Source organism: Roseibium sp. 10G30-5, assembly GCF_055809635.1.
This window is the reverse complement of the sequence record NZ_CM147918.1, coordinates 936,816-959,824: the sequence shown is the minus strand read 5'-3', so window position 1 is coordinate 959,824 and position 23,009 is coordinate 936,816. Positions and strand designations below refer to the sequence as shown.

Below are 23,009 nucleotides of genomic sequence, written 5' to 3'. Positions count from 1 at the left end.
TTGCTAGGTGGGGACGTCCTTTGAATGTCTGATGCCAGCGCTGAGGCTGGCGTAGCTTCGAGGAGTGTAGAAATGGCTGAACCTGCAACGGTTTCTTCAATGATTACGGATGCTGTCACCCAGTCTAACGTCAAGGTCGTCGGGGAAGCCCCAGCCATGGCGCTGGGAACCTTGTACCAGTCCATGGCGCATTCGACAGGTGTCCTGTTCGAAAATGCGGTTGCTGCGCAGCAGCAGCAGAATATTCTGGCACAGGCTGCCGTGAACCAGGGTGTGATGCAGATCTACAGCCTGGACACCACTGCGGTTGCGGGTGCCAGCGAAAAGGTCGGTCAGACGGGTGTTGCGGACAACATGACGGGTCTGTTGAGTGTCCTGAGCGCCTTCAGCCAGAATTCTGGTCGCTAAGGCGTCTGCCCGCGTGCACGGGGCCCATCAACTTGAATAACAACAACAATAAAGGGTCGCAGCGATTTGTCGCTGCGACCCTGCATGTCTGTTTATCGAGTCCTCGCTGGGATCAGGAGGACAGTTCCTTGTCGCTCTGTGCCAGCATGCAGAGCATGGAAATGACGCCGGCGATGGTACAGGTAATACCCGACATAATTCAGGCTGTAGCTTGTCGCCAGCCAGGTGGCGATATAGGGCGCAAGGGACGCCCCGAAGATGCCAGCCAGATTGAATGTGGTCGATGCGCCGGTATAGCGCACCGCCGTCGGGAAGGGGGATGCGAGCGCTGCGCCGATCGGGCCATAGATCAGCCCCATCAAACCAAGCCCGACAATCGCTGCGAACAGCGTTCCGGTCAGCCCGCTCGTCAGAAGCGGCCCGAGGAAGAGACCGAAGACGATGATTGCAAGCGAGGTCAGCAGCAGCACGCGGCGGCGGCCAAAGACATCACACAATTTGCCAGCCGTCGGGATCAGCAAGCCGAAGAACACCACACCGACCATCTGGATCATCAGGAAATGCTCACGGGAGTAGCCAAGCTCGCGCGTGCCCCAGGACAGCAGGAACACTGTCATCAGATAGAACAGAACGAAGGTCGACAGGGCCGTGAAGGTGCCCAGAAACAGGCTGCGCTTGTGCGACGACAAGATGCGGCTGACAGGAACTTCAACGCGTTCCTGCTTTTCCATCGCTTTCCGAAATTCCGGGGTCTCACTAATGGTCAGGCGCACATACAAGCCGGTGATGACCAGAATGATGCTGGCCAGGAACGGAATGCGCCAGCCGAAGGCCATGAAGTCGGCGTCGGTGAGAAATGCCCCCAAAAGCAGAAACGTGCTGGTGGAGAGGATGAAGCCGATGGGCGCACCAAGCTGAGGGAACATGGCATACCAAGAGCGCTTGCCTTCCGGCGCGTTTTCGGTTGCCATCAACACAGCCCCCCCACTCGCCACCAAGGCCCAGACCCTAGCCAAAGCGGCAAAGTGCCAGCAGCAACGGAGCCCACACGCCGATGGAGGCGTAAGATGGTAGCAGGCCGATGACGACGGTCGACACGCCCATGGTCAAAAGGGCGGCAACCAGCGTCGCCTTGCGGCCGATCTTGTCGCCGAAGTGGCCAAAGATCACGCCACCAATCGGACGTGCGAAGAACGCAATCGAAAAGGTCGCAAAGGACTGGAGAATAGCCGTTGTGCCGTCGGAGTTCGGAAAGAACAGATGCGGGAACACCAGCACAGCCGCAGTGGCATACACGTAGAAATCGAAAAACTCGATAGTCGTGCCGACGAGGCTGGCAATCAGAATGCGCCAGGGCGAATGGGCCGGGCCCGTTGTGGACGATGCGCCGGACGACAGGGAAGATGCCGTGTCAGTCATGGAATGTCTCAGACTTTTTTCTAAGGGAGGCACACAGGATCGTCGCTGACAAAAAGAGGCGTATCCTGTGGCATGTCATTCAAGATGGAACTGGTCTCTTAGAGGAAAGACACGGAGGAATGAACCCCAAAAACACACGGAAAAGTGATTTCCTGTCGAATTTTATGATTTTTCTTTCCTGATAATGCGTGAAGTGATGCATTTTGCGACATTTTCGATCTTGCTATGCGTTTTCGGACTGAGGCTGAGGAAAACTGCGATGATCATCCGGCAGCCACTTCGTGTGTCTTCGGCAGGAAAAAATGCGACATAGACGGACTTGGGATATTTCCGGACTTCTCACAACCCGGTTTCCGGCGTTATAAGCCTTGACCAACTCACCCACGCATCGACACGAACGCACCGACAGACGAGTAGCATGCCCCAGATCCTGATTGTCGCCCTCTACAAGTTCGCCGAGCTTGGTGAGGATCATCTTTCTCTTCGTGATCCACTCAAGGCATTTTGTCAGGAGCGCGATATTCGCGGCTCCATCTTGCTGGCCAGTGAGGGCATCAACGGGACTGTCTGCGGGCCGGAAGCCGGTGTGCGCGAAATGCTCGACTATCTCAAGGCAGATCTGCGTCTGGCCGGGCTTGAACACAAGGAAGCCTGGAGTGAGCGGCCGGTCTTCAAGCGCATGAAGGTGCGGCTGAAGCAGGAAATCGTGCGTCTGGCCGTCGATGGGATCGATCCGAACGAGACGGTTGGAACTTATGTACAGCCTGAAGACTGGAATGCCCTGATCCAGGATCCTGATGTCGTGGTAATCGATACGCGTAACGACTATGAATACGCCTTCGGAACCTTTGAGCGTGCGCTGAACCCCAAGACGCAGTCATTCCGTGAGTTTCCGGACTGGGTGCATCAAGCCATGGAACTGGAAGACAAGCCCAAGGTTGCGATGTTCTGTACCGGTGGCATTCGCTGTGAAAAGGCCACGTCTCTGTTGAAGCGCGAAGGCTTTGAAGAGGTCTATCATCTGCAAGGTGGTATCTTGAATTACCTTGAGAAAGTGCCGGAAGAGCAAAGTCTGTGGCACGGCGAATGTTTCGTCTTCGATGACCGCGTGTCGGTGGATCACAAATTGCAGCCGCGTTGGGGTGAGTGGATTCCGGAGGAAGCCAAGCACATCATCAACGATGATACGGATTACGATTGATTTTTCTGGTTTGACGGTTCGTTCTCTGTCGCTGTTGTTTTGACTAACAAAAAAGCGCTGCAAATGCAGCGCTTTCAAGAGGTTGAGCAATCTGGCTGCAAGCCCGTGAAAGGGCTTTGACCTCAGTCCGAGGTCTTGAACCGATAGCTTGTCGTGCCTTTGGTGCCATGACCTTCCACCAGCAACAGGCTGCCCGCAGGATCGTCGGCAGCAACATCGCCGGGGCGGATGGTCGTTACAACGAGCTGATCCAGGTCTGGCCCGCAGAAGCAAGGCATCGACGGTTTGTCGACCGGCAGATCGATGGCGTGTTTCAGGTTGCCATCCGGGCTGAAGCAATTCAGCACGCCAGCTGAGACGCCTGCACTCCAGTAATTGCCGTCGATGTCGCAGGTCGCACCATCCGGGCGCCCACTCTCGTCCGTTTGCTGGACAAACAGCATCTTAGAGCCAAGAGCGCCGCTTTTCGGATCAAAGCTATAGGCTTCTACCCAGCCGGGGCCGCTGTCAGAGTGATACATCCAGGTACCATCCGGAGACCAGGCAAGACCATTGGAGGCCTGTAAGTCACTGCGGATATGAGCGACATGGCCACTGGCATCGATGCGATACAGGTTGGCAACAGCCTCACGCGGCTTGTTATTGTCAATCGTACCGAGCCAGAACGCGCCATCAGGGCCAATCTTGCCGTCATTGATGCGCGTGTGGCTGATATCTGTTTCAACATCAGCCAGATGCTGCTTCTCGCCGGTCTTGGGATCGAGGTAAACGACCTTGTCCCAGATCCCGAGGATGAGGCGACCATCATCGGTCAGGCCGAAACAACCGACCTCATTCTCTTGCGGAAATGAGGAGATCTTGCGGGTCTCCCAATCCATGACTTGAAGTGTTCGGCCCGGAATGTCGGTCCAATAGAGAAGCTGGTGCTCCTCGTCCCATGTTGGACATTCACCAGTTTGGTAGGTCTCGTTGGTTAAGCGAGAGATCTGAAAAGACACTATCTACTCCGAGGGCATAATTTCGCCGCCGGACTATAACGTGCTTTGCGTCCAAGGTCGACTGAAACACAAAGGAAAAAGGGCGACCAACCACCTCAAACAGTGTGTCGATCGCCCTTTCGTGTTTCTCAATGTGTTGGCCTGCCATTTGGATCAGGGGCAGCGCACCCGGTAGGCACGGCCCTTTTGATCATGGGCAATGCAGTTGCGCGGCGTCGAGATAACCCCGATCAATCCGCCGCCAACAGCGCCAACGGCAGCTCCGGCAATCGCCGCTCCACCAGTGGACCCGATGGCAGCTCCGAGCGCTGCGCCTGAGGCAGCGCCAAGACCTGCGCCGATCAGCATTCTGTCTCTCTGGCTTTCCGTGTTTGCGACACAGCCCGAGAGTAGAAGTGCCAGCCCCATTGCAAGGATCATGATCCGCATGACGATGTTCCGATCAGTTTCAGAATCATCGCACTTTACAACGAGACTGGCCTTTTGTCGGCTTGTTGTTTCTGACTAGCCGCTGTTAGCGGCAAGCAACCGCGTAACGGCGACCGTGACGGTCACGTGCGGTGCAGTTCTTCGGCGTCGTTGCCGAGCCGATGATCGCGCCACCGGCACCACCGATTGCAGCACCTGCCAGAGCGGCACCAACGCCACCACCTGTGGCTGCGCCCACAACAGCGCCGGTCGCTGCCCCAAGACCGCCACCAACCAAGGTGCGGTCTCTTTGGCTATCAGACTGACAGCCAGCCAGCAGCATTGCTGCTACACCGAGCAAAAACAACTTTTTCATCTTAGGTCCTCGTCAAATGAAATGATCAGCCCAGCTGATCAAAGCACACTTATAGCCTTAACGGCAAGCAACTGCGTAAGGGCGACCATGACGGTCATATGCAGTACAATTCTTTGGAGTCGTTGAGGCACCAATGGCTGCGCCGCCGACTGCACCAATCGCGCCACCTGCAAGCGCTGCACCAGCACCGCCACCTGTTGCTGCGCCAACTGCCGCACCTGTTGCTGCGCCGAGGCCGCCGCCAACAAGGGCGCGGTCGCTCTGGCTGTCAGACTGACAAGCTGCGAGGAAAAGAGGGGCCATGGCTACAATAAAAAGCTTTTTCATCGGTATCTCCCGGATCAGTTTATGGAGCGGAAACGTTGAAGAACATTCGCCATCGTCCGCGTGTCACCGGTTTTGCCGGTGTGCGAGAGATCTGCAAATTATCTTTGCCGACACCCCCGTCTTGCTTTTTACAACGTGCGGTATCGAGGTTGGTTCCGGCCAAACGTGAGAGAGTTAAAAAAGGTTTAGGAGATGGTCCAACTCAGTCCCTGAGAGGCGAGCAGGCGTCAGATCAAAAAAGGCCTCAGCGTTTGAAACGCCGAGGCCGATTGTTCTTAATCGGGAAAATGCCGATCAATGACCGGTCAGTTCCTTGAGCAGGCCTTGTGTCGAGGAATCCTTGTCCTTGGCACTTGTCTCACCGCGCACCATGGGCAAAAGCGCTGTCGCCAGTTCCTTGCCTAGTTCGACGCCCCACTGGTCAAACGAATTGATGTCCCAGATGGCGCCTTCCACGAAGACGCGGTGCTCATAAAGCGCGATCAGGCGGCCGAGCGCAAACGGGGTCAACTTGTCGTGAACAATGGTTAGCGACGGGCGGTTGCCCGGGAACATCTTATGCGGCGTCAGGCGGTCCACCTCTGCCTCGTCAAGACCGCTGTTCTTGAGCAGAGCTTTGGCTTCATCCCGCGTGCGGCCCAGCATCAGGGCTTCGGACTGTGCGAGACAGTTGGCAACCAGCATTTCGTGATGATGCTTGAGGTCTTCTTCGTGGCCATTGGCTGCAACGATGAACTCGCAGGGAATGACGGTCGTGCCCTGGTGCAGCAACTGATAGAAGGCGTGCTGGCCGTTTGTGCCAGGTTCCCCCACACCAGCGGGCCAGTGTCGACGTCAACAGGTTCGCCGGCATGGGTGACACCCTTGCCGTTTGATTCCATGTCAAGTTGTTGAAGGTAGGCAGGCAGACGCGACAGACGCTGGTCATAGGGCAGCACGGCGCGGGCGCTGTGTTTCAGCACATTGCGGTTCCAGACGCCGACAAGGCCAAGCAGAACAGGCAAGTTTTCGCGCAAAGGGGCTTCGGCGAAGTGTGTGTCCATGGCGTGTGCGCCGTCGAGGAACTCGGCAAAGGCATCGGGGCCGACGGCAATCATCAGCGGCAGACCGATGGCGGACCAGACTGAATAGCGTCCGCCGACCCAGTCCCAGAACCCGAAAACGCGATCAGCCTGAATGCCGAAAGCATCTACCTTTTCGAGAGCTGTCGAGACCGCAGCAAAGTGATGCGGAACGGCTTTTTCGCCAAGTGTCGAGGAAATCCAGTCGCGCGCGGTCTGCGCGTTGGTCATCGTCTCGATGGTGGTGAACGTCTTGGATGCGACAATGATCAGTGTGGTCGAGGGATCGAGCTGGGCCAGCGTGTCGGCAATGTGGGCACCATCAACGTTGGAAACGTAATGCAGCTCCGGCCCGTCATGATAGGGAGCGAGTGCCAGCGTGGTCATGACCGGTCCGAGGTCCGAGCCGCCAATGCCAATGTTGACCACATCGGTGAAAGGATCGCCAGACGACGACACGATGTCTCCGGAGCGAATACCATCAGAAAAATCGGACATGGCATCCAGCACGGAATGAACGTCGGGCATGACATCCTTGCCATCCACCATGACGGGCTTGTCGGAGCGGTTGCGCAGGGCTGTATGAAGCACGGCCCGGTTTTCCGTCGTGTTGATCCGCTCGCCGGCAAACATTGCATCCCGGCGCTTGGCGACGCCGCGCTCTTCCGCCAGTTCAATCAGCAGGGACAGTGCAGTTTCGTCAAGCAAGCTCTTGGAGAAATCGAGCAGCATGTCGTCGGTGCGCGCCGTAAACTTCGCAAACCGGTCCGGGTCTGTAGCAAACAGATCTCGCAGAGACTGCGTTTTCAGCGTCGAAGCATGATCGGTGAGTTTCTGGAGAGCGGTGGACAGGGCCATGAGTTTTTCCCTTTCAAAAATAATCGACTGAGCCGGCGATGCCGCGCGTCGGAACAACTTGCGCCAAGGGAATAACACGTAAGGTGTCGGAAGGGGAGGACAAGAGGGACTGAAATTTCATTTGGCTTTATCCGGGCCATTGCGGCTGCATCGGCCCGGACAAAAGTGAAATCAATCAGCGATTTGCGACAGGAGTGACGGAGCGGTCACAAGCTGTCGGACGCCGTGGGAATGGTCTTCCTGAAAGACGTTACCCATAGCTGCCCAGACCTGGAGCGAGTTGATATCCAGTTTTGCACATTGTGGGCGCACGCTCCAGGTTACCTGAAGAGGGGAGCACTTCTGTTGAGTGTAGCTGGGGCCTGTGGTGGAGCCTGCAAATTCAACAGGTGTGCCCGTGCCAGTGGGCAGCTTCAGGGGCTGGTACAGACCGTTGGCCATGTTGCCCTGATAGACGTAATCCATAAAATTGAGAGCGTCTGGGTTATTCACCACAAGAAAAGCCTGCGCTTCCACGCGCAATTCCGGATTGGCACAGCTATCACTGAGGCAGGATCCAAGACCTTTGCCAGGCTTGGCGGCGCAAGATGTGTAGACCCAGTGAACTTCGATCGTATCGCCGGGCTTGACGCCATGAAAGGCTTCGGCCCCATGCTTCGGCGGGGCCAGCTCGGCCGGCGTCAGGTTTCCCGTGCCATTGCATTTGTAGCCGCCGTGTTCTCCCGGGCCTGCATATATCGAGAACCCGGGTGCCTTGTGCTCGGCGTTGGTATGAGTATGGATGTTGCAGAGATTGAGCTTTTCGGCTGCTGGTGCCGCAGAGAAAATGCGTTTGTTCTCGCCCGCGTGCTGAGCAATATCGCGAGGTGTTTGTGGGCCAAATCCAGTACAAAGTGACTGGGCTGAAGACGGTGTTGCTGAAAAAACCAGGGCAAGGGCAATCCCAAAAGCAGTGACGCTCGAAAAATGCATATTTCGTCTCCGGAAGAACGGGCATGATCTTTTGTTTTATTTATGAGATTTTCAAATATTTAAAATATTATGAATATATTTTATTTATCAGAATTATTACTGTTATATTTTACAGTATTATAAATTACTTTCGGTTTAATACTTGGTCATTTTAACAATGATGCCTTAAGTTGCTGGCAATCATTTCTTGATACACAGATTTCGGATCTTGGAGGATGCCATGTCAAACTGGCAAAAATTAGCAAGAGTCGCCGAAAGCGATCAGGAAGTGACGGTTGTCGATCTGGACAATCTAGCCTGTATCGAGGCAAAGATTCGCAACGTTAGCGAGTGGGGCTGTTGTGTGATCTCGGACCTCGCCAATGAGCTGCACAAAAGCATCGGTATTCGGATTCCGGGTCAGGTCAATATGGTTCGGGCGCAGGTGACGGCTGTCAAACGGAATGAGGCCGCTGTTATCTTGCTCAAAAGTGAGGTCAAGGCCCACGATAAGCGTCGCGAACGGCGCAACAAAGTTGAAATTCCTGCTGAAATTTCCGATCCCAACGGGGCTTTGACTGTTGATTGTGTCATCACGGATGCTGGCCCGAACGGCTGTCGGGTCACGGGGACGGGCTTTGCGGATCTGCCGGAAGAGGTTATCGTCAAGATGTCCCAGTTTGATCGTCCGGTTATGGCCGAATTCGCCTAGCGCACCGAAAAATCAGCCGGACTGCGACTGGAATGGGGGGCTGTTACCGAGCCACAGGCCGCCGAGGCTGTCGGCTAGCAGGCTGTGGTCCTGTAAATGCGGGTCATGCGGCGGCGCACAGTGCGTTCCTGTCGGGAACAGTGCCGCAGCATTATTTCTCTCAAACTCATGAATGCAAATACAAAAGCGCCGGACCAAACTGATCCGGCGCTACGTCATCTGTGTCAATCGGTGGTCGCTCAGGCACCAAGTTTGGAGGCGGCGCGCGCCCGCTCTTCAATGCCCGCCCAATCCTGATTGGCAATGGCTTTGGCATCCGCAATCCACGATCCGCCAACGCACAGAACATTCGGGAGCTTGAGGTAGTCGGGCGCCTTGTCCAGCGAAACACCGCCTGTCGGGCAAAATTTGACCGCTCCAAGGGGCGAAGACAGCGACTTGAGGTATGCAGCACCGCCGGCCTGTTCGGCCGGGAAGAACTTCAGGCGCTCGTAGCCGCGCTCCAGCAGAGCCATGACTTCCGAAGCTGTTGCAACACCCGGCAGCAGCGGAACATCGCTCTGGTCGGCCACGTCAAGCAGCTTGGGTGTTGCGCCGGGCGAGACGATGAACTGGCTTCCAGCCGCAACTGCGTGCTCGTATTGCAGTTCATTCAATACCGTACCTGCCCCCGGAATTGCGCCTTCGACATTGTCCGCCACCAGCTTGATCGCTTCCAGAGCTGCGTCCGTGCGCAGAGTGATCTCGATGGCGGGCAGACCGCCGCGAACCAGGGCCTCAGCCATCGGAACAGCCAGCTTGGCATCTTCGATGATCAGAACCGGGATCACGGGTGCGGCCATCATCACGGCTTCAACACGGGCAATATCCTGTGGCATCCATTTTCTCCAATTGCTTCCGGGAACACCCGAATTTCATAAAAGCTGACGCTTCAATGGCGTTCACCAGCCTGTTTTGTCAAGCGCCGAAGACGTGTGCGCCGCTGTCTGCGGTTCCGACATTTGCTCGGAAAGCGGCAAACAGGTCACGGCCAACGCCGTATTGGTGGGCGGACATGTCCTGCGTTGCATTCGGCCGGGCGTTGAATTCGGCCTCGTCGACAAGCACGGTCAATTCACCGGTGGTCGCATCAACGCGGATCATGTCGCCGTCCTTGATCTTGCCGATCGGACCGCCCATGGCCGCTTCCGGTGTGACGTGGATGGCGGCTGGAACCTTGCCGGATGCGCCCGACATGCGTCCATCCGTGATCAGCGCAACCTTGTGTCCGCGGGCCTGAAGGATCGACAACTGTGGCGTCAGCTTGTGAAGTTCCGGCATGCCACAGGCCTTGGGGCCCATGAAACGGACCACTGCAGCGACATCGCCGTTGAGTTCCTTGTTCTTGAACGCGTCGAGAAAGGCTTCCTGCGAATGGAAGACACGCGCCGGAGCCTCGATGATGTGACGTTCTTTTTCAACGGCGGAAATCTTGATGACGGCCTTGCCGATGTTGCCCTTGAGGACCTGAAGACCGCCATTGGGCTGGAAGGCCTTGGAGAAGGGCGCCAGAACAGTTTCATCACCAGAGGTTTTCGGTGCGGGGTCGCGCCGCACGTTGCCGTTCTCGTCCAGCTTGGCTTCCACCGTATAACCATCGAGGCCGGTGCCGAAGACGGTCTTGACGTCCGGGTGCATGTAACCTTCGTCCAGCAGTTCACGGATCATGAAGCCAAGGCCACCAGCGGCCTGGAAGTGGTTCACATCAGCCTTGCCATTCGGGTAAACACGCGACAGCAGGGGCACGACATCGGAGAGATCCGAAATGTCGTCCCACGTCAGCTTGATGCCGGCTGCATTGGCCATGGCCACCAGATGCATGGTGTGGTTGGTCGAGCCGCCGGTGGCATGCAGACCGACCACGCCATTGACGATGGCCTTTTCATCAATGATTTCACCGACCGGCGTGTATTCATTGCCAAGGGCTGTGATCGACAGTGCGCGCTTGGCAGCTTCGCGGGTCAGGGCTTCACGCAAGGGTGTGCCCGGATTGACGAAGGAGGCTCCCGGCATGTGCAGGCCCATGATTTCCATCAGCATCTGATTGGAGTTTGCTGTGCCGTAGAAGGTGCAGGTGCCTGGACCGTGGTACGCCTTGGACTCGGATTCAAGCAGTTCCGCCCGCCCGACTTTGCCTTCGGCATAGAGGTTGCGGATCTTGGCTTTCTCGTCGTTGGAGATGCCGGTGGTCATCGGGCCTGCCGGAATGAAGATGGCAGGCAGATGGCCAAACGACAGAGCTGCAATCACGAGGCCCGGAACGATCTTGTCGCAAATGCCGAGGAACACGGCGGCATCAAACATCTGGTGCGACAGGCCGACGGCTGCCGACATGGCGATGACATCGCGTGAGAACAGCGACAGTTCCATGCCTTCCTGGCCTTGGGTCACGCCGTCGCACATGGCAGGAACGCCACCGGCCACCTGCGCCACGCCGCCAATCTCATGGGCAGCCTTGCGGATCAGATCCGGAAAATGCTCATAGGGTTGGTGGGCTGACAGCATGTCGTTGTAAGCGGTGATGATGCCAAGATTAGGCACTGTATCGCCGGAAAGCGCGGCCTTGTCGTCGACACCACAGGCGGCAAAGCCATGCGCGAGATTCCCGCAGGCAAGCTTGGTCCGGGTCGGGCCTTTTTCTGCAGCCCCTTTCAGGTGCTCCAGATAGGTTGAGCGGCTGTCATGACTGCGCTCTGGCAATGCGCTCGGTGACCTCACCGATACGGGCTTGGATTGTCATGTCTGTTTCCTTCCAAGATGGCGTTTCTGCGGCTTGCCTGGAACCACATGAGGTGAACTCATCTCACCGTCAACGGGTTCGGCGCTTCGCGCGAAAAAAAGGCTTTTAAATCGATTTAATCTAAGCCTGCATCTGTAAAGGATTGATGTCAAATGCTTGTTGGCTTGAGATTTTCTGTGAAGACGAGGTTTTCGATCGGGAGGTCGGTGCACCCGCGGCCAGAAGCAAAAGCCTCGGTCGCGGGGCAGGGAGAGGGCGTTGAACGCGAAGCGTCTTTGGATCAGAAGAGATCCGTGTCTTCGTCCCAGGTCCGGCCGTCACGTTCCACCAGGGCAATGGAGGCAGACGGACCCCATGTGCCAGCGGTATAGTTGCGCGGACGCTCCTTGGCATTGTCCCAGGCGTTGAGGATCGGATCGATCCAGGCCCATGCGGCATCTACTTCGTCGCGGCGCATGAACAGCGTCTGGTTGCCGCGGATCACGTCCATGATCAGGCGTTCATAGGCATCCGGGTTGCGCACCTTGAAGGCTTCGGCAAAGCTCATGTCGAGTGGGACTTCACGCAGGCGCATGCCGCCGGGGCTCAGGTCCTTGATCATGATCTTCATCTGCACACCTTCATCAGGTTGCAGGCGAATGACCAGTCGGTTTGGCGGAATGTGGCCAGATTCGGTGTTGAAGATTGAATGTGGGATCGGGCGGAACTGGACGACGATTTCCGACATGCGTTCGGCAAGGCGCTTGCCGGTACGCAGGTAGAAGGGGACACCGGACCAACGCCAGTTGTTGATGTCGGCCTTGAGCGCCACGAAGGTTTCGGTCGTGCTCTCGTCCCCGAGCTCTTCGAGATAGCCGGGCACCGGGCCGCCGGCAGAGGCCCCTGCGGTGTACTGGCCGCGCACTGTAAGCTTGTCGGAGTTGTCGCTGTTGATCGGTGAAAGGGCCTTCAACACCTTCAGCTTTTCATCACGCAGGCTGTCAGCATCCATGGATGCTGGCGGTTCCATTGCCACCAGACAGAGAAGCTGGAGAATGTGGTTCTGCACCATGTCGCGCAGCGCCCCAGCCGTGTCGTAATAGCCGGTGCGGTTGCCGGTTCCAAGCGTTTCGGAGACGGTGATCTGCACATGGTCGATGTGAGCAGCGTTCCACAGTGGTTCGAACAGGGCATTGGCAAAGCGCAGCGCCATCAGGTTTTGCACGGTTTCCTTGCCAAGGTAGTGATCGATGCGGAAAATCTGTTCTTCCTTGAACACCCGGCCAACGGTGGCATTCAATTCGTGTGCCGATTGACCGTCCTTGCCGATTGGCTTTTCAATGATGACGCGTGTGTTGTCATTGACGAGACCCGCCTTGCCAATGGCCTCGCAGATGGTGCCGAACAAGTCCGGCCCAACGGCCAGATAAAAGGCGCGAATGACATCGGGGCGGTGCGACAAAATCGTTTGCAACTGGTCCCAGCCTTCGCCTGATCCAACGTCGATGGAGACGTACGACAAACGCTTGAGGAAGGATTTGAGCTCGGCCTCGTCCAGATCCTTAACGTGTTCGCGCAGCGCCTCTTCCGCCCACTTCTGATACTCCTCATCGGAATAATCGCGACGCGAAGAGCAGATGATGCGTGCATACTCGGGAACCTGACCATCAGCGCAACGGTGGTACAGGGCAGGGATCAGCTTGCGATGGGCAAGGTCGCCGGAGGCGCCGAATACGACCAGATCAAATTCATCAACTTCAATGATGCGAGCGCTCATGTGGGGGTCCTCAATTTAAAAGGCAGGCGGTTGCAGACACACTTAGGCGAAGTCTCAGCGGGTCTGCAAGTAGTCAGCCATGAGTCATTTGCTGTCGGGAGGTCGGCACCCTGTCGTGAAACAGTGATGGCGGCAGCGGCGGTGGCTGTTTCCAGAATACGGGTCAATGTGTCGTCGGTAAGGGTATGAAGATCGGTCGGTGTGTGAATGTCGCGGCTCTGTAATTCGCACAGGAGAGCGGCCTGAAAGGTGTCGCCAGCGCCCACCGTATCAGCCACCTTGACCGTGTGGCCCGGGGTGCGGATGCAACCGTTTGCAGTAAAGGCCTCTGCGCCATCTGCACCATATGTGACGACGACCAGAGCCGGGCCTTTCTTCACCCAGTCCTGTGCAATCTCGGAGGGGGTGCGGTCAGGATAAATCAGCGACAGATCTTCGTCACTGACCTTGATGACGTTGGACCGCGTCACAAGCTCTTCCGTGTTGTCACGCCACTGCGTCATGTCGGACACGACCGTCGGGCGGATGTTCGGATCAAAGGCAACGATCTCGATCCTTGCCTTGCGTGGAGATGAGATGCTTCAAGGCGGAGCCTATCGGTTCAACAAGTGTCGTATAAGATCCGATATGAATACAGGTCACGCTTTCATCAAGGACCGGAAGGTCATTTTTATCAATGACGCGGTCTGCGGCGCCATCGCCGTAAAAGGTGTAGGACGGCTGGCCGTCAGGTGCTTTTTGAACGAGGCTCAGGGTCGTGAGCGCTGCCTTGCGGCGCGCATAGGAGACGTTGACGCCCTCATCGGTGAGGCGTTTTGCCAGACGACCGCCAAGCAGATCGTTGGAGAGGCCGCCGAAGAAGGCCGACTTGCCCGAGAGGCGGGAAATGCCGATGGCGACGTTGAACGGCGAGCCGCCAAGGTGCGCGCGAAACTCAATGGGATCGGGCGAAATGTCGTCTGTGAAAAAGTCAAACAGGGCTTCGCCGCAAACGAGAATCATGGTGGACATCCATTGCTTTAGGGCCCGACGACGCCGGTGTCGGGGCAAATCTTCGACAGTGCTCGGCCGGTTCGTTTGAGAACCGACCGCCCCCTTCTATGCTGTTTCTGCGGGCGGTTCCATAGCCCCCGTCATGATTGCCACTGCATCTGACATGGAAAAGTCTTTCGGACGGATGACAGCGATGCGTTTTCCCAGCCGATGAATGTGAATCCGGTCGGCCACCTCAAAAACATGCGGCATGTTGTGACTGATCAGGACGATGGGCATGCCCCGTGCGTTGACGTCCTTGATCAGATCCAGAACACGACCGCTTTCCTTGACGCCAAGGGCGGCTGTCGGTTCGTCCATGATAATGACCTTGGATCCGAAGGCCGCTGCCCGAGCCACTGCAACGCCTTGTCGCTGTCCCCCGACAGGGTTTCCACGGCCTGATTGATGTTCTGGATGGTCAGCAGGCCGAGTTCGGAGAGCTTCTCGCGGGCGAACTCTTCCATCTTCCTGTGATCCAGCATCCGCAGATAGGTGCCAAGCGGTCCGGGTTTGCGCAGTTCGCGGCCCATGAAGATGTTGTCGGCAATCGACAGGGCAGGCGACAACGCCAGCGTTTGATACACGGTTTCGATGCCGTATTGCCGGGCTTCCATCGGTGAGGCGAAGTGAACCTTTTCACCTTCCAGATGAATGTCGCCTTCGTCGGGTTGCACGGCACCGCTCAAGGCTTTGATCAGGGACGATTTGCCAGCGCCATTGTCACCGATGACGGCCAGAATTTCGCCTGGATAGAGATCGAAGTCGGCATCGTTCAGCGCCACCACACGTCCGTAGCGCTTGACCAGATTGCGGGCGGTCAGAATTGGAGACTGTGTCATGCTGATACCTTTCTGATCCACTGGTCTACGGCGACGGCGAGAATGATCAGCCAGCCGACCGAGAAGAGTTGCCAGAGAACATCGACGCCTGCGATGCGAAGTCCCGAATTGAAGACCCCGACGATCAAGGCCCCGAACAGCGGTCCCATGATCGAACCACGCCCGCCGAACAGGGAGATACCGCCGATGACCACCGCGGTGATGGATTCCAGATTGCCTTCGAAAAAGCTGGTCGGAGATACTGAGCCAACGCGCCCGATAGAGGCCCAGGCGCCAATGCCACAGATAAGCCCGGCCACGGCATAGACCTGAATGAGCACGCGGTTGGTGCGGATTCCGGCCAGCTCGGCAGCTTCCTTGTCGTCGCCCACGGCATAGACCTGTCGACCCCAGGCCGTCTTGTTCAGCACATACCAAAGCACCACGAATACCAGGATCATCAAGACGGAGCCATAGGTGAAGCGGGCAGAGCCGATGGCGAAGTTTTCGCCGAAGAATTTCAGCATCGGCGCATGGGCATCAATATCCTGACTGCGGATCGACTGTCGGTCGGAGACATAATAGTTCAGCGCCAGAAAAACGTTCCACGTCCCAAGCGTGGTGATGAACGGCGGGAGCCGGACAATGGTCACCAACAAGCCGTTCAACATGCCCGCGAGAGTGCCACCGGCAAAGCCGATCAGCAGAGCCAACGGCCAGGGGAACCCCAGCTCGACGCCGAGACGCCCCATGATAACGGACATCAGAACCATGACGGCGGCCACCGACAGATCAATGCCGGCCGTCAGGATGACGAGGCTTTGGGCCGAGGCAAGAATACCGATGATGGAGACCTGCTGCATGATGAGCGACAGGTTGAAGCCCGAAAAGAAACGGTGCCCGGCAATGCCCCAGAAGGCCAGCAATGATAATACCAGCACGATGACAGGCACCATGGTGGGGTTGCCATGCAAAAAATGCTGGAGGCGATCGAGACCATTCTTGGGGTGGGTTTGAAACGCAGCCGGGTGCTGGTCCTCGCCGGACGGCGTACCTTTGGGTGCGTTGGAAGCAGCAGAGCTCATGGAACCTCCCTTTGGTGCCGACGAAACCCCGGGTGTCCCGATTGTCTTCGGCATCCGTTACATTCCGGACGTCTTCCGCGCGGCAAAGCGCGCGAAAGACAGTCTTGGAGTTGGAGTTCGATCCGTCAGGACCAGTCAGGCGCAGGGCTTAGCCCCAGCACTTGTCCAGACCTTCCTTGACCGAAATCGACTTCACGCCGTCAACAGGCTGATCTGTAACCAGCGACACACCGGTGTCGAAGAAGTCTTTGCCGGAGGTCGGCTGGGGCTTGGTCTTGTCCTTGGCCCAGGCCGCAATGGCTTCAATGCCCTTGGAGGCCATCAGCAATGGGTACTGCTGCGAGGTTGCGCCGATGACGCCTTCCTGCACGTTCTTTACACCCGGGCAGCCGCCATCGACGGAGACGATCAGCGCCTGCTTTTCCAGGCCAACGGCCTTGAGGGCTTCATACGCACCTGCAGCTGCCGGTTCGTTGATCGTGTAGACGACATTCACGCCGGGGTCTTTTTGCAGCAGGCCTTCCATGGCGGTGCGCCCGCCTTCTTCGTTGCCTTGTGTCACTTCATGGCCAACAATGCGGGGATCATCTTCGTCACCCCATTTGTTGATATCCTTCACGTCAATGCCGAAGCCTTTCATGAAGCCCTGATCGCGCAAGACGCCAACAGTGGGTTGGCTGGCATTGAGGTCGAGGAAGGCAATCTTGGCATCCTTGGCCTTATCACCCATACGGGCCTTGGCCCATTGGCCGATCAGTTCACCAGCTTTTAAATTGTCGGTGGCGAAGGTTGCATCGGCGGCATCCACCGGATCCAGCGGCGTGTCCAGCGCAATGACCAGCAGGCCATTGTCACGGGCCATCTTGACCGAATCCACGATCGCCTTGGTGTCGGAGGCGGTGATTAGAATACCTGACGCGCCAGAGGCAATGCAGGTTTCAATGGCTGCAACCTGGGTTTCGTGGTCGCCGTCCACCTTGCCGGCATAGGTTTTCAGATCAATGCCAAGCTCGTCAGCTTTTGCTTTGGCACCTTCTTTCATTTTGACGAAGAAGGGGTTGATGTCGGTTTTGGTGATCAGGCAGGCAGACATATCTGCCGCCAATGCAGGGGTGCACGCCATGCCGGTGAGCATGGACGCAGTCACAAGAAACTTCCGGATCATTTTGTTTCCTCCCTGGCCATGGTCTCCTCCCGAGGCCCGGAAGCGGCCAGTTTTTCCTCCGGTCTCATGCTGGTCTCGTCAAAGGCCAAGTCGTCGACGGTCTCGACGCCGTCCGGAAGGACGGCGGAGTGATCCTGAGCGTCAGGGCTTTTGGGTGAGAAATTGAAAAACAGGGGCAGGCTTGCCGCACCCAAGGGGCCGGCGTCCGAGCCAAAGCTACCAGCGGTCACCTGTGCCACCGGCCGGGCCTCGGGCGCGGTCTTGTTGAGCAGGGCAGCGAGGTCATCGACGATTGATTGCAGGAAGGGGCCATCGAGATGACTGTCCAGCACCACAAGCGGACAATCGAGCAGAGCTACAGCAGAATTGACGCTGGGAGCGAGGGCATTGAGGCAATCTGTGCGCCATTCCTCGACCCGTGGATCCTGGCTGGCGATCGCCTGACGCAACTCGTCCACGGTGGTAGAGACAAAATCATCAGGATTGAGGTGGCGGGCGAGAGACACCATCGAGGCGCGACTGAGCAACAGGCTCCAGGGTTTCGATGAGGACGGCGCGCTGCTCAGGGAGGAATGCGGTACAGGCATCATGGCAACATCGCCGGCGTTTCCTCTGGGGCCCCGGACGATTTCGCCGTCGATACACAGACCACCACCGATGGCCGCGCCCAAGAAGAGATACAGGAAATCCTTGTGGTGGCGCTGGCGGCCATGAAACAGCTCGGCCACGCAGGCCGCCGTCACATCGTTCTCCCGGTAGACCGGCAAGCCGACAGCCTTTGACAGCTCATCGCTGATGTCGTGATCTTTCCAGAGCGCAAAATTTGCTTCCGGCAGGCCGAGTTCGTCAATCCAGGCTTCCAGATTGAAGGGTTGCGCCAGACCGATGCCGACAATGCGCTTGCGCTCGGCTTTCTTCAGGGTGCCGATCAATTCACTGATCTTGCTTGAAAGCGTGCGGATGGTCTCCTCCGGAGGCGGCAGAAGTCCGTCGTAAGCGGTGCGCTCCAGGATATTTCCATCGAAATCGACGAGCACGACCTCGATCATCGTGCGATCAATGCTGATGCCGATGCTAAAGGCGCCGCGCGGGGACAATGCCAGAAGCGTCGCGGGCTGACCACGGCCGCCGCCATGATGCTTGCCGACTTCGACGATCATGCTTTCTTCGATGAGGTGCTGAATAATCGTGCCGACCGACGCATTCGTCAGACCGGCGGCGCGTGCAATTTCGGCCTTCGACGTCGGTTGCATGCGACGCAGAAGTTCGATGACGATACGCTCGGTGTATCGCCGCCGAGGCGACGCACTTGCGTCACCGGCGGACTGATGCCCCTTCCTCATCTCAGGTCTCCTCCCGACAACACTCTGAAATCCGTTGTTTTCCACGGATCGACTGTTGACCTGAACTCTTTACTGTCACCCCGAGATCAGCAGATCCTCCTCATCGGCTGGACCGGGGTTTATTAATTCTCCTAAAGTTATTTTACGGAGATCCATGATGTCAATTTGGAAAGGTGCTGTGCGTGCGAAAGCAATTCCGTGATGCAGCAAACCCTTCCTCTACGAAGGGGCTCTGTTTTTTCTAAGACCCTGTTTTCGTTTCTCAATTGGAAAAGGCCTTCTACGTAAAACTGCGTGCGGTGCCGCATATTTCACGCAGTCGTGAAAGGCCGATATGCCAGTTTGGGGAGGGTTTTCAGCCTTAAAAGCTCTTTCTTTTTAAAGGCTTGATAAAATTGCCAAGGCGAGCTTATCCCCAGGCTGCAAAATGTTTCTGAATTTCAGGTGCTTCGAGACTGAGTTCGGCCGGTAATCGTTCAGAAACACGACGGCTGAGGCATGTCGGGCGACGCTGAATGAAAGGGTGCAGCGGTGAATGGTGATGATGCGTCATTGTTCCGCTGGCTCACGGCGCTATGCTGGAGGCAGAAAAGATGCCAATGGAGGCCACTGAATGCACACCACAGACCCCAACGGGCCGAGGCAGGCTGAACGCGATGCGACGCAAGAGTTTTTGGCCAGGGCTATCAAGGCTGGCACGGGGACGGCAAAAGCCGATCTGGTGCTCAAGAATGCGCGCGTGTTTTCCGTGCTCGATGGCTCTGTGAGTCAAACTGATATTGCTATCGTTGGGGACCGTATCGTTGGCGTTCAGGGAACCTATACGGGCTGCGAGGAAATTGACCTTGGGGGGCGTATGGTCGTTCCGGGCTTTATCGACACGCATCTGCATATCGAATCATCCCTCGTGACACCGTTTGAGTTCGACCGTTGCGTCTTGCCACATGGGGTGACCACGGCGATCTGCGATCCTCATGAAATAGCGAATGTCCTGGGTGAAGAAGGCATTCGCTATTTCCTTGATGCGTCACTGAAGACGGTGATGGACTTGCGGGTCAATCTGTCGTCCTGTGTCCCTGCGACGGCTTTTGAAACCTCCGGCGCCGTGCTGGAGGTGGAGGACCTGTTGCCCTTGCGCCAACATCCCAAGGTGATTGGGCTGGCGGAGTTCATGAATTTTCCTGGTGTGCTGGCCTGTGATCCCAAGGTGTTGGCGAAGCTTGCGGCCTTTCAGGATGGTCACATTGACGGGCATGCGCCGCTTTTGCGTGGCATGGCGTTGAATGGTTATCTGGCGGCAGGTATCCGGACGGATCATGAGGCAACCACGGCGGAAGAAGCGTCTGAGAAACTTTCCAAGGGCATGACGGTGATGATCCGCGAAGGATCGGTCTCGAAGGATCTCGATGCACTTGCGCCGATCCTCAAGCCGGATGTCTCTGCCTTCATCGCGCTGTGTACGGATGATCGCAATCCGCTGGACATTGCTGAAGAAGGCCATCTGGATCTGATGGTCCGGCGTCTGATTGCCAAGGGTGTGCGGCCGCTGGATGCCTATCGTGCGGCAAGCTGGTCGGCAGCCAATGCCTTTGGCCTCAAGGATCGCGGGTTGATTGCGCCAGGCTGGCGGGCGGATCTGGTCATTCTGGACGATTTCGAAACCTGTCAGGTCGGCGATGTCGTCAGCGCCGGGCGCTGGGTCACGCCGGCGCTCTTTGACGGTAAGGGGCAAGTTGCGCCGGTCGGACTGGACAGTGTGCATGCGGACCCGGTGAGGGCGCAGGATTTCCGCATTTCGCCGAGGCCTGAGGGAGCGAATACGGTTCAGGCGCATGTCATCGGTGTGGAAGCCGGGCTGATTTTGACCCGGCATTTACAGCATGAACTGAGCGTGCGTGATGGCGTGGTGGATCGGGATCTGACTGCCGATGTGCTCAAGGTCTGTGTGGTCGAACGTCATCGGCACACCGGCAACATCGGTCGGGCCTTCGTCAAGGGCTTTGGTATGACCAAAGGGGCGATTGCGTCTTCTGTCGGTCACGATAGCCACAACATCTGCGTAGTGGGCGCCAGTGATGCCGCCATGGCGCAGGCGGTCAATCGGGTGATCGCCCTGAAGGGGGGCTTTGTGGTCGCCGACGACACTGGCGTTCAGGCAGAATTGGCCTTGCCAATCGCGGGGCTGATGAGCCTCAAGTCGTTTGAAGAGGTCAAAGAGGGATTAGAGGTTTTGCGCGATGCCGCGAAGGCGCTGGGGTGTACTTTGCCGGAGCCGTTCCTGCAAGTCGCCTTTTTGCCACTGCCGGTGATCCCGCATTTGAAAATCACGGATTTCGGCCTGTTCGATGTCGATGCTTTCAAGCTGATAGAATGAGGCGTGTGCGCCGCATCTGCTCCGTGCCGTTGCACATGGCGTTGGTTTTTTCACGAACCATCGCAGTATTGTGTTTTCCTTGTTCTGCGCATTCTTCTTGACGGGCACATCAACTCGGCTCAGATTTAATCTATAAAGAGCAATAAGCTAGCGACATTTCATATGTTTTCTCTGTTGCGCCGGAGGAGCTTGATGCGGGGTCTCTGGACACGATCAGGTGGTGCGTGAAGACAGACTGAGACGCCGTCCAGCTTGCGATGGGAGATCGCCATGGCCCCTTGGGAGGAGTGGAATGCGGACTTCGTGCCGCGTTTGGTGCACTCGTATCTGGATGAAACCGTTGCCCGATTTGGTGATCGCCCGGCTGCGGACTTTCTGGGGCGTGTGTGGACCTACGCTGACTATGGCCGACTGATTGAAGAAACTGCGGCGGGCTTGCAGCAGCGCGGCGTTGGGCCGGGGGTCAATGTTGGGCTGTGCCTGCCCAATACGCCGTATTATACGATCTTCTATTTTGCCATTCTCAAGGTCGGTGGCACAGTTGTAAATTTCAATCCGCTTTACGCCGAACAAGAGCTGGAATATCAGATCCGCGATGCGGATGTCCGCATCATGGTGACGATTGATCTGAGCCTCATCTATGACAAGATCGAAAGCATCCTGAAATGCCATGAGCTGGACAGCATCATTGTGTGTCCGATGATCGGCATTCTGTCGCCGCTGAAACGGTTCTTGTTCAGCGTGTTCAAGCGGGGGCAACTGGCTCATGTGCCCAGTGATGCAGCCCACATTCGTTTTGGCGATGTCTGCCGCAAGGGAGAGGCTCCTGAGCCGGTCAGCCTTGATCCGAAGACCGCCATTGCGGTGTTGCAATACACCGGCGGGACCACAGGCCTGCCCAAGGGAGCGATGTTGAGTCATGCCAATCTGGCAGCCAACATCGAGCAGATGCGCGAGATCTTCAAGCAGGCCCGGCCGGGGGAGGAGCGGTTGCTTGCGGTGTTGCCGTTTTTCCACGTCTTTGCCATGACGGTGGCGCAGAACCTTTCAGTAATCCTTGGCGCGGAAATGGTGCTCATGCCGAAGTTTGATCTGAAGCAATTGCTCCAGATTATTCGGGATCGCAAAATCACTTTGTTTCCCGGTGTGCCGACGTTGTTTACTGCCATCAATGGCGCGAAAGGCCTGTCTCCTGAAGACCTGAGCAGTCTTGACCTGTGCATTTCGGGGGGAGCGCCATTGCCGGTGGAGGTCAAGCAGGCCTTTGAGGTGGCGACCGGCTGCACGCTGGTGGAGGGGTACGGGCTGACCGAATGTGCGCCAGTGTGTGCGGTCAATCCTTTGGACCGCTCCAATGTGTCAGGCTCGATCGGCCTGCTTTTGCCGGGAACACAAGCGGAGTTTCGAGATCTTGACCATCCGGGCCAGACCGTTGCCCCGGGCGAGAAGGGAGAATTGTGTATCCGTGGTCCGCAAGTGATGTTGGGCTATTGGCGGCGACCGGAGGAAACCCGGCACGCGCTGGATGCTCGCGGTTTTTTGCACACGGGCGATGTCGGCTATCAGGATGCGGCGGGGTATATCTATCTGGTCGACCGCATCAAGGATCTGATCCTCTGCTCTGGCTATAATGTTTACCCGCGTATGGTCGAAGACGCCATCTATCAGCACCCAAGTGTTGAGGAGGTGATTGTTATCGGTGTTTCTGACGCTTATCGCGGCCAGTCACCGAAGGCCTTCATCAAGATACGTGACGGTGCGGCCCTGGCCGAAGCTGATCTGCGAGCGTTTCTCAAAACCCGTCTCTCGCCCATAGAGCAACCGCACGAATACGAGTTCCGCAGTGCCTTGCCCAAGACACTGGTGGGCAAGCTTTCCAAGAAGGAATTGGTGGCCGAAGAACGGGTCAGACGGGCTGTCAACGGATAGGCCCGC

The 23,009-nt window shown here is 57.1% G+C and carries 17 protein-coding genes and 4 pseudogenes; 5 read left to right on the top strand and 16 right to left on the bottom strand.

Annotated features, from left to right (window positions below; genetic code table 11):
- The first annotated feature begins 72 nt into the window (after nt 1-72).
- Nucleotides 73-408 carry a RebB family R body protein gene (locus tag AC0L7U_RS04940; protein ID WP_473694264.1) on the top strand — a complete coding sequence of 112 codons (336 nt, stop codon included), beginning with the start codon at nt 73-75 and terminating at the stop codon, nt 406-408.
- Nucleotides 409-520: 112 nt separating this feature from the next.
- On the opposite strand, the pseudogene AC0L7U_RS04935 reads toward AC0L7U_RS04940, so the two are convergent.
- Nucleotides 521-1,827 (bottom strand): annotated as a pseudogene (locus AC0L7U_RS04935) (MFS transporter).
- A gap of 418 nt (nt 1,828-2,245) precedes the next feature.
- Between AC0L7U_RS04935 and trhO the strand changes: the two are divergent.
- The gene (trhO, locus tag AC0L7U_RS04930; protein WP_473694262.1) at nt 2,246-3,028 is read left to right on the top strand and encodes an oxygen-dependent tRNA uridine(34) hydroxylase TrhO; all 783 of its coding nucleotides are present in this window, start codon (nt 2,246-2,248) and stop codon (nt 3,026-3,028) included.
- A 122-nt stretch (nt 3,029-3,150) separates the two neighbouring features.
- Here the strand turns inward: trhO and AC0L7U_RS04925 are convergent, their stop codons facing one another.
- From AC0L7U_RS04925 to AC0L7U_RS04900, 6 genes and pseudogenes are all read right to left on the bottom strand, one after another.
- On the bottom strand, nt 3,151-4,026 hold the full coding sequence (locus AC0L7U_RS04925; RefSeq protein WP_473694260.1) for an SMP-30/gluconolactonase/LRE family protein: 876 nt from the start codon (nt 4,024-4,026) through the stop codon (nt 3,151-3,153).
- A 153-nt stretch (nt 4,027-4,179) separates the two neighbouring features.
- Nucleotides 4,180-4,455 (bottom strand): hypothetical protein, encoded by a 276-nt coding sequence (locus AC0L7U_RS04920; protein ID WP_473694259.1) that lies wholly within the window; start codon nt 4,453-4,455, stop codon nt 4,180-4,182.
- Nucleotides 4,456-4,540: 85 nt separating this feature from the next.
- The gene (locus AC0L7U_RS04915; protein WP_473694258.1) at nt 4,541-4,810 is read right to left on the bottom strand and encodes a glycine zipper domain-containing protein; all 270 of its coding nucleotides are present in this window, start codon (nt 4,808-4,810) and stop codon (nt 4,541-4,543) included.
- A 57-nt stretch (nt 4,811-4,867) separates the two neighbouring features.
- Nucleotides 4,868-5,137 carry a bacteriocin gene (locus AC0L7U_RS04910; RefSeq protein ID WP_473694257.1) on the bottom strand — a complete coding sequence of 90 codons (270 nt, stop codon included), beginning with the start codon at nt 5,135-5,137 and terminating at the stop codon, nt 4,868-4,870.
- A 294-nt stretch (nt 5,138-5,431) separates the two neighbouring features.
- Nucleotides 5,432-7,050, bottom strand: a pseudogene (gene pgi / locus AC0L7U_RS04905) (glucose-6-phosphate isomerase).
- 177 nt (nt 7,051-7,227) lie between these two features.
- Nucleotides 7,228-8,028 carry a delta-class carbonic anhydrase gene (locus AC0L7U_RS04900; protein ID WP_473694255.1) on the bottom strand — a complete coding sequence of 267 codons (801 nt, stop codon included), beginning with the start codon at nt 8,026-8,028 and terminating at the stop codon, nt 7,228-7,230.
- 220 nt (nt 8,029-8,248) lie between these two features.
- Here AC0L7U_RS04900 and AC0L7U_RS04895 point away from each other — a divergent pair, with 220 nt between their 5' ends.
- A complete protein-coding gene (locus AC0L7U_RS04895; RefSeq protein WP_473694253.1) occupies nt 8,249-8,719 on the top strand; it encodes a PilZ domain-containing protein in 471 nt (156 codons plus the stop codon).
- A 239-nt stretch (nt 8,720-8,958) separates the two neighbouring features.
- On the opposite strand, the gene eda is transcribed toward AC0L7U_RS04895, so the two are convergent.
- The 9 genes and pseudogenes from eda to AC0L7U_RS04850 form a co-directional block, all read right to left on the bottom strand.
- Nucleotides 8,959-9,597, bottom strand: a complete 639-nt coding sequence (gene eda, locus AC0L7U_RS04890; RefSeq protein ID WP_473694252.1) for a bifunctional 4-hydroxy-2-oxoglutarate aldolase/2-dehydro-3-deoxy-phosphogluconate aldolase — start codon at nt 9,595-9,597, stop codon at nt 8,959-8,961.
- 79 nt (nt 9,598-9,676) lie between these two features.
- Nucleotides 9,677-11,498: pseudogene (gene edd / locus AC0L7U_RS04885) on the bottom strand (phosphogluconate dehydratase).
- Nucleotides 11,499-11,778: 280 nt separating this feature from the next.
- Nucleotides 11,779-13,254, bottom strand: a complete 1,476-nt coding sequence (gene zwf / locus AC0L7U_RS04880) for a glucose-6-phosphate dehydrogenase (protein WP_473694250.1) — start codon at nt 13,252-13,254, stop codon at nt 11,779-11,781.
- Nucleotides 13,251-13,757 (bottom strand): PfkB family carbohydrate kinase, encoded by a 507-nt coding sequence (locus AC0L7U_RS04875; RefSeq protein ID WP_473694249.1) that lies wholly within the window; start codon nt 13,755-13,757, stop codon nt 13,251-13,253. Before AC0L7U_RS04875 ends, zwf begins: the two co-directional genes overlap by 4 nt.
- A gap of 31 nt (nt 13,758-13,788) precedes the next feature.
- On the bottom strand, nt 13,789-14,256 hold the full coding sequence (locus AC0L7U_RS04870) for a PfkB family carbohydrate kinase (protein WP_473694247.1): 468 nt from the start codon (nt 14,254-14,256) through the stop codon (nt 13,789-13,791).
- 96 nt (nt 14,257-14,352) lie between these two features.
- Nucleotides 14,353-15,128, bottom strand: a pseudogene (locus tag AC0L7U_RS04865) (ATP-binding cassette domain-containing protein).
- Nucleotides 15,125-16,192, bottom strand: a complete 1,068-nt coding sequence (locus AC0L7U_RS04860; RefSeq protein ID WP_473694245.1) for an ABC transporter permease — start codon at nt 16,190-16,192, stop codon at nt 15,125-15,127. Before AC0L7U_RS04860 ends, AC0L7U_RS04865 begins: the two are co-directional and overlap by 4 nt.
- Nucleotides 16,193-16,340: 148 nt before the next feature.
- The gene (locus AC0L7U_RS04855; protein WP_473694243.1) at nt 16,341-17,357 is read right to left on the bottom strand and encodes a substrate-binding domain-containing protein; all 1,017 of its coding nucleotides are present in this window, start codon (nt 17,355-17,357) and stop codon (nt 16,341-16,343) included.
- Complete coding sequence (locus AC0L7U_RS04850) at nt 17,354-18,700, bottom strand: ROK family transcriptional regulator (protein ID WP_473694241.1); 1,347 nt, start codon at nt 18,698-18,700, stop codon at nt 17,354-17,356. The genes AC0L7U_RS04855 and AC0L7U_RS04850 overlap by 4 nt, the downstream gene beginning before the upstream one ends.
- 613 nt (nt 18,701-19,313) lie before the next feature.
- On the opposite strand from AC0L7U_RS04850, the gene ade reads away from it, so the two are divergent.
- Together ade and AC0L7U_RS04840 are read left to right on the top strand one after the other, a co-directional pair.
- Nucleotides 19,314-21,074, top strand: coding sequence for an adenine deaminase (gene ade / locus AC0L7U_RS04845; protein WP_473694240.1), 1,761 nt, complete (start codon nt 19,314-19,316; stop codon nt 21,072-21,074).
- A 270-nt stretch (nt 21,075-21,344) separates the two neighbouring features.
- On the top strand, nt 21,345-23,003 hold the full coding sequence (locus AC0L7U_RS04840; RefSeq protein ID WP_473694238.1) for a long-chain-fatty-acid--CoA ligase: 1,659 nt from the start codon (nt 21,345-21,347) through the stop codon (nt 23,001-23,003).
- Nucleotides 23,004-23,009: the final 6 nt, after the last annotated feature.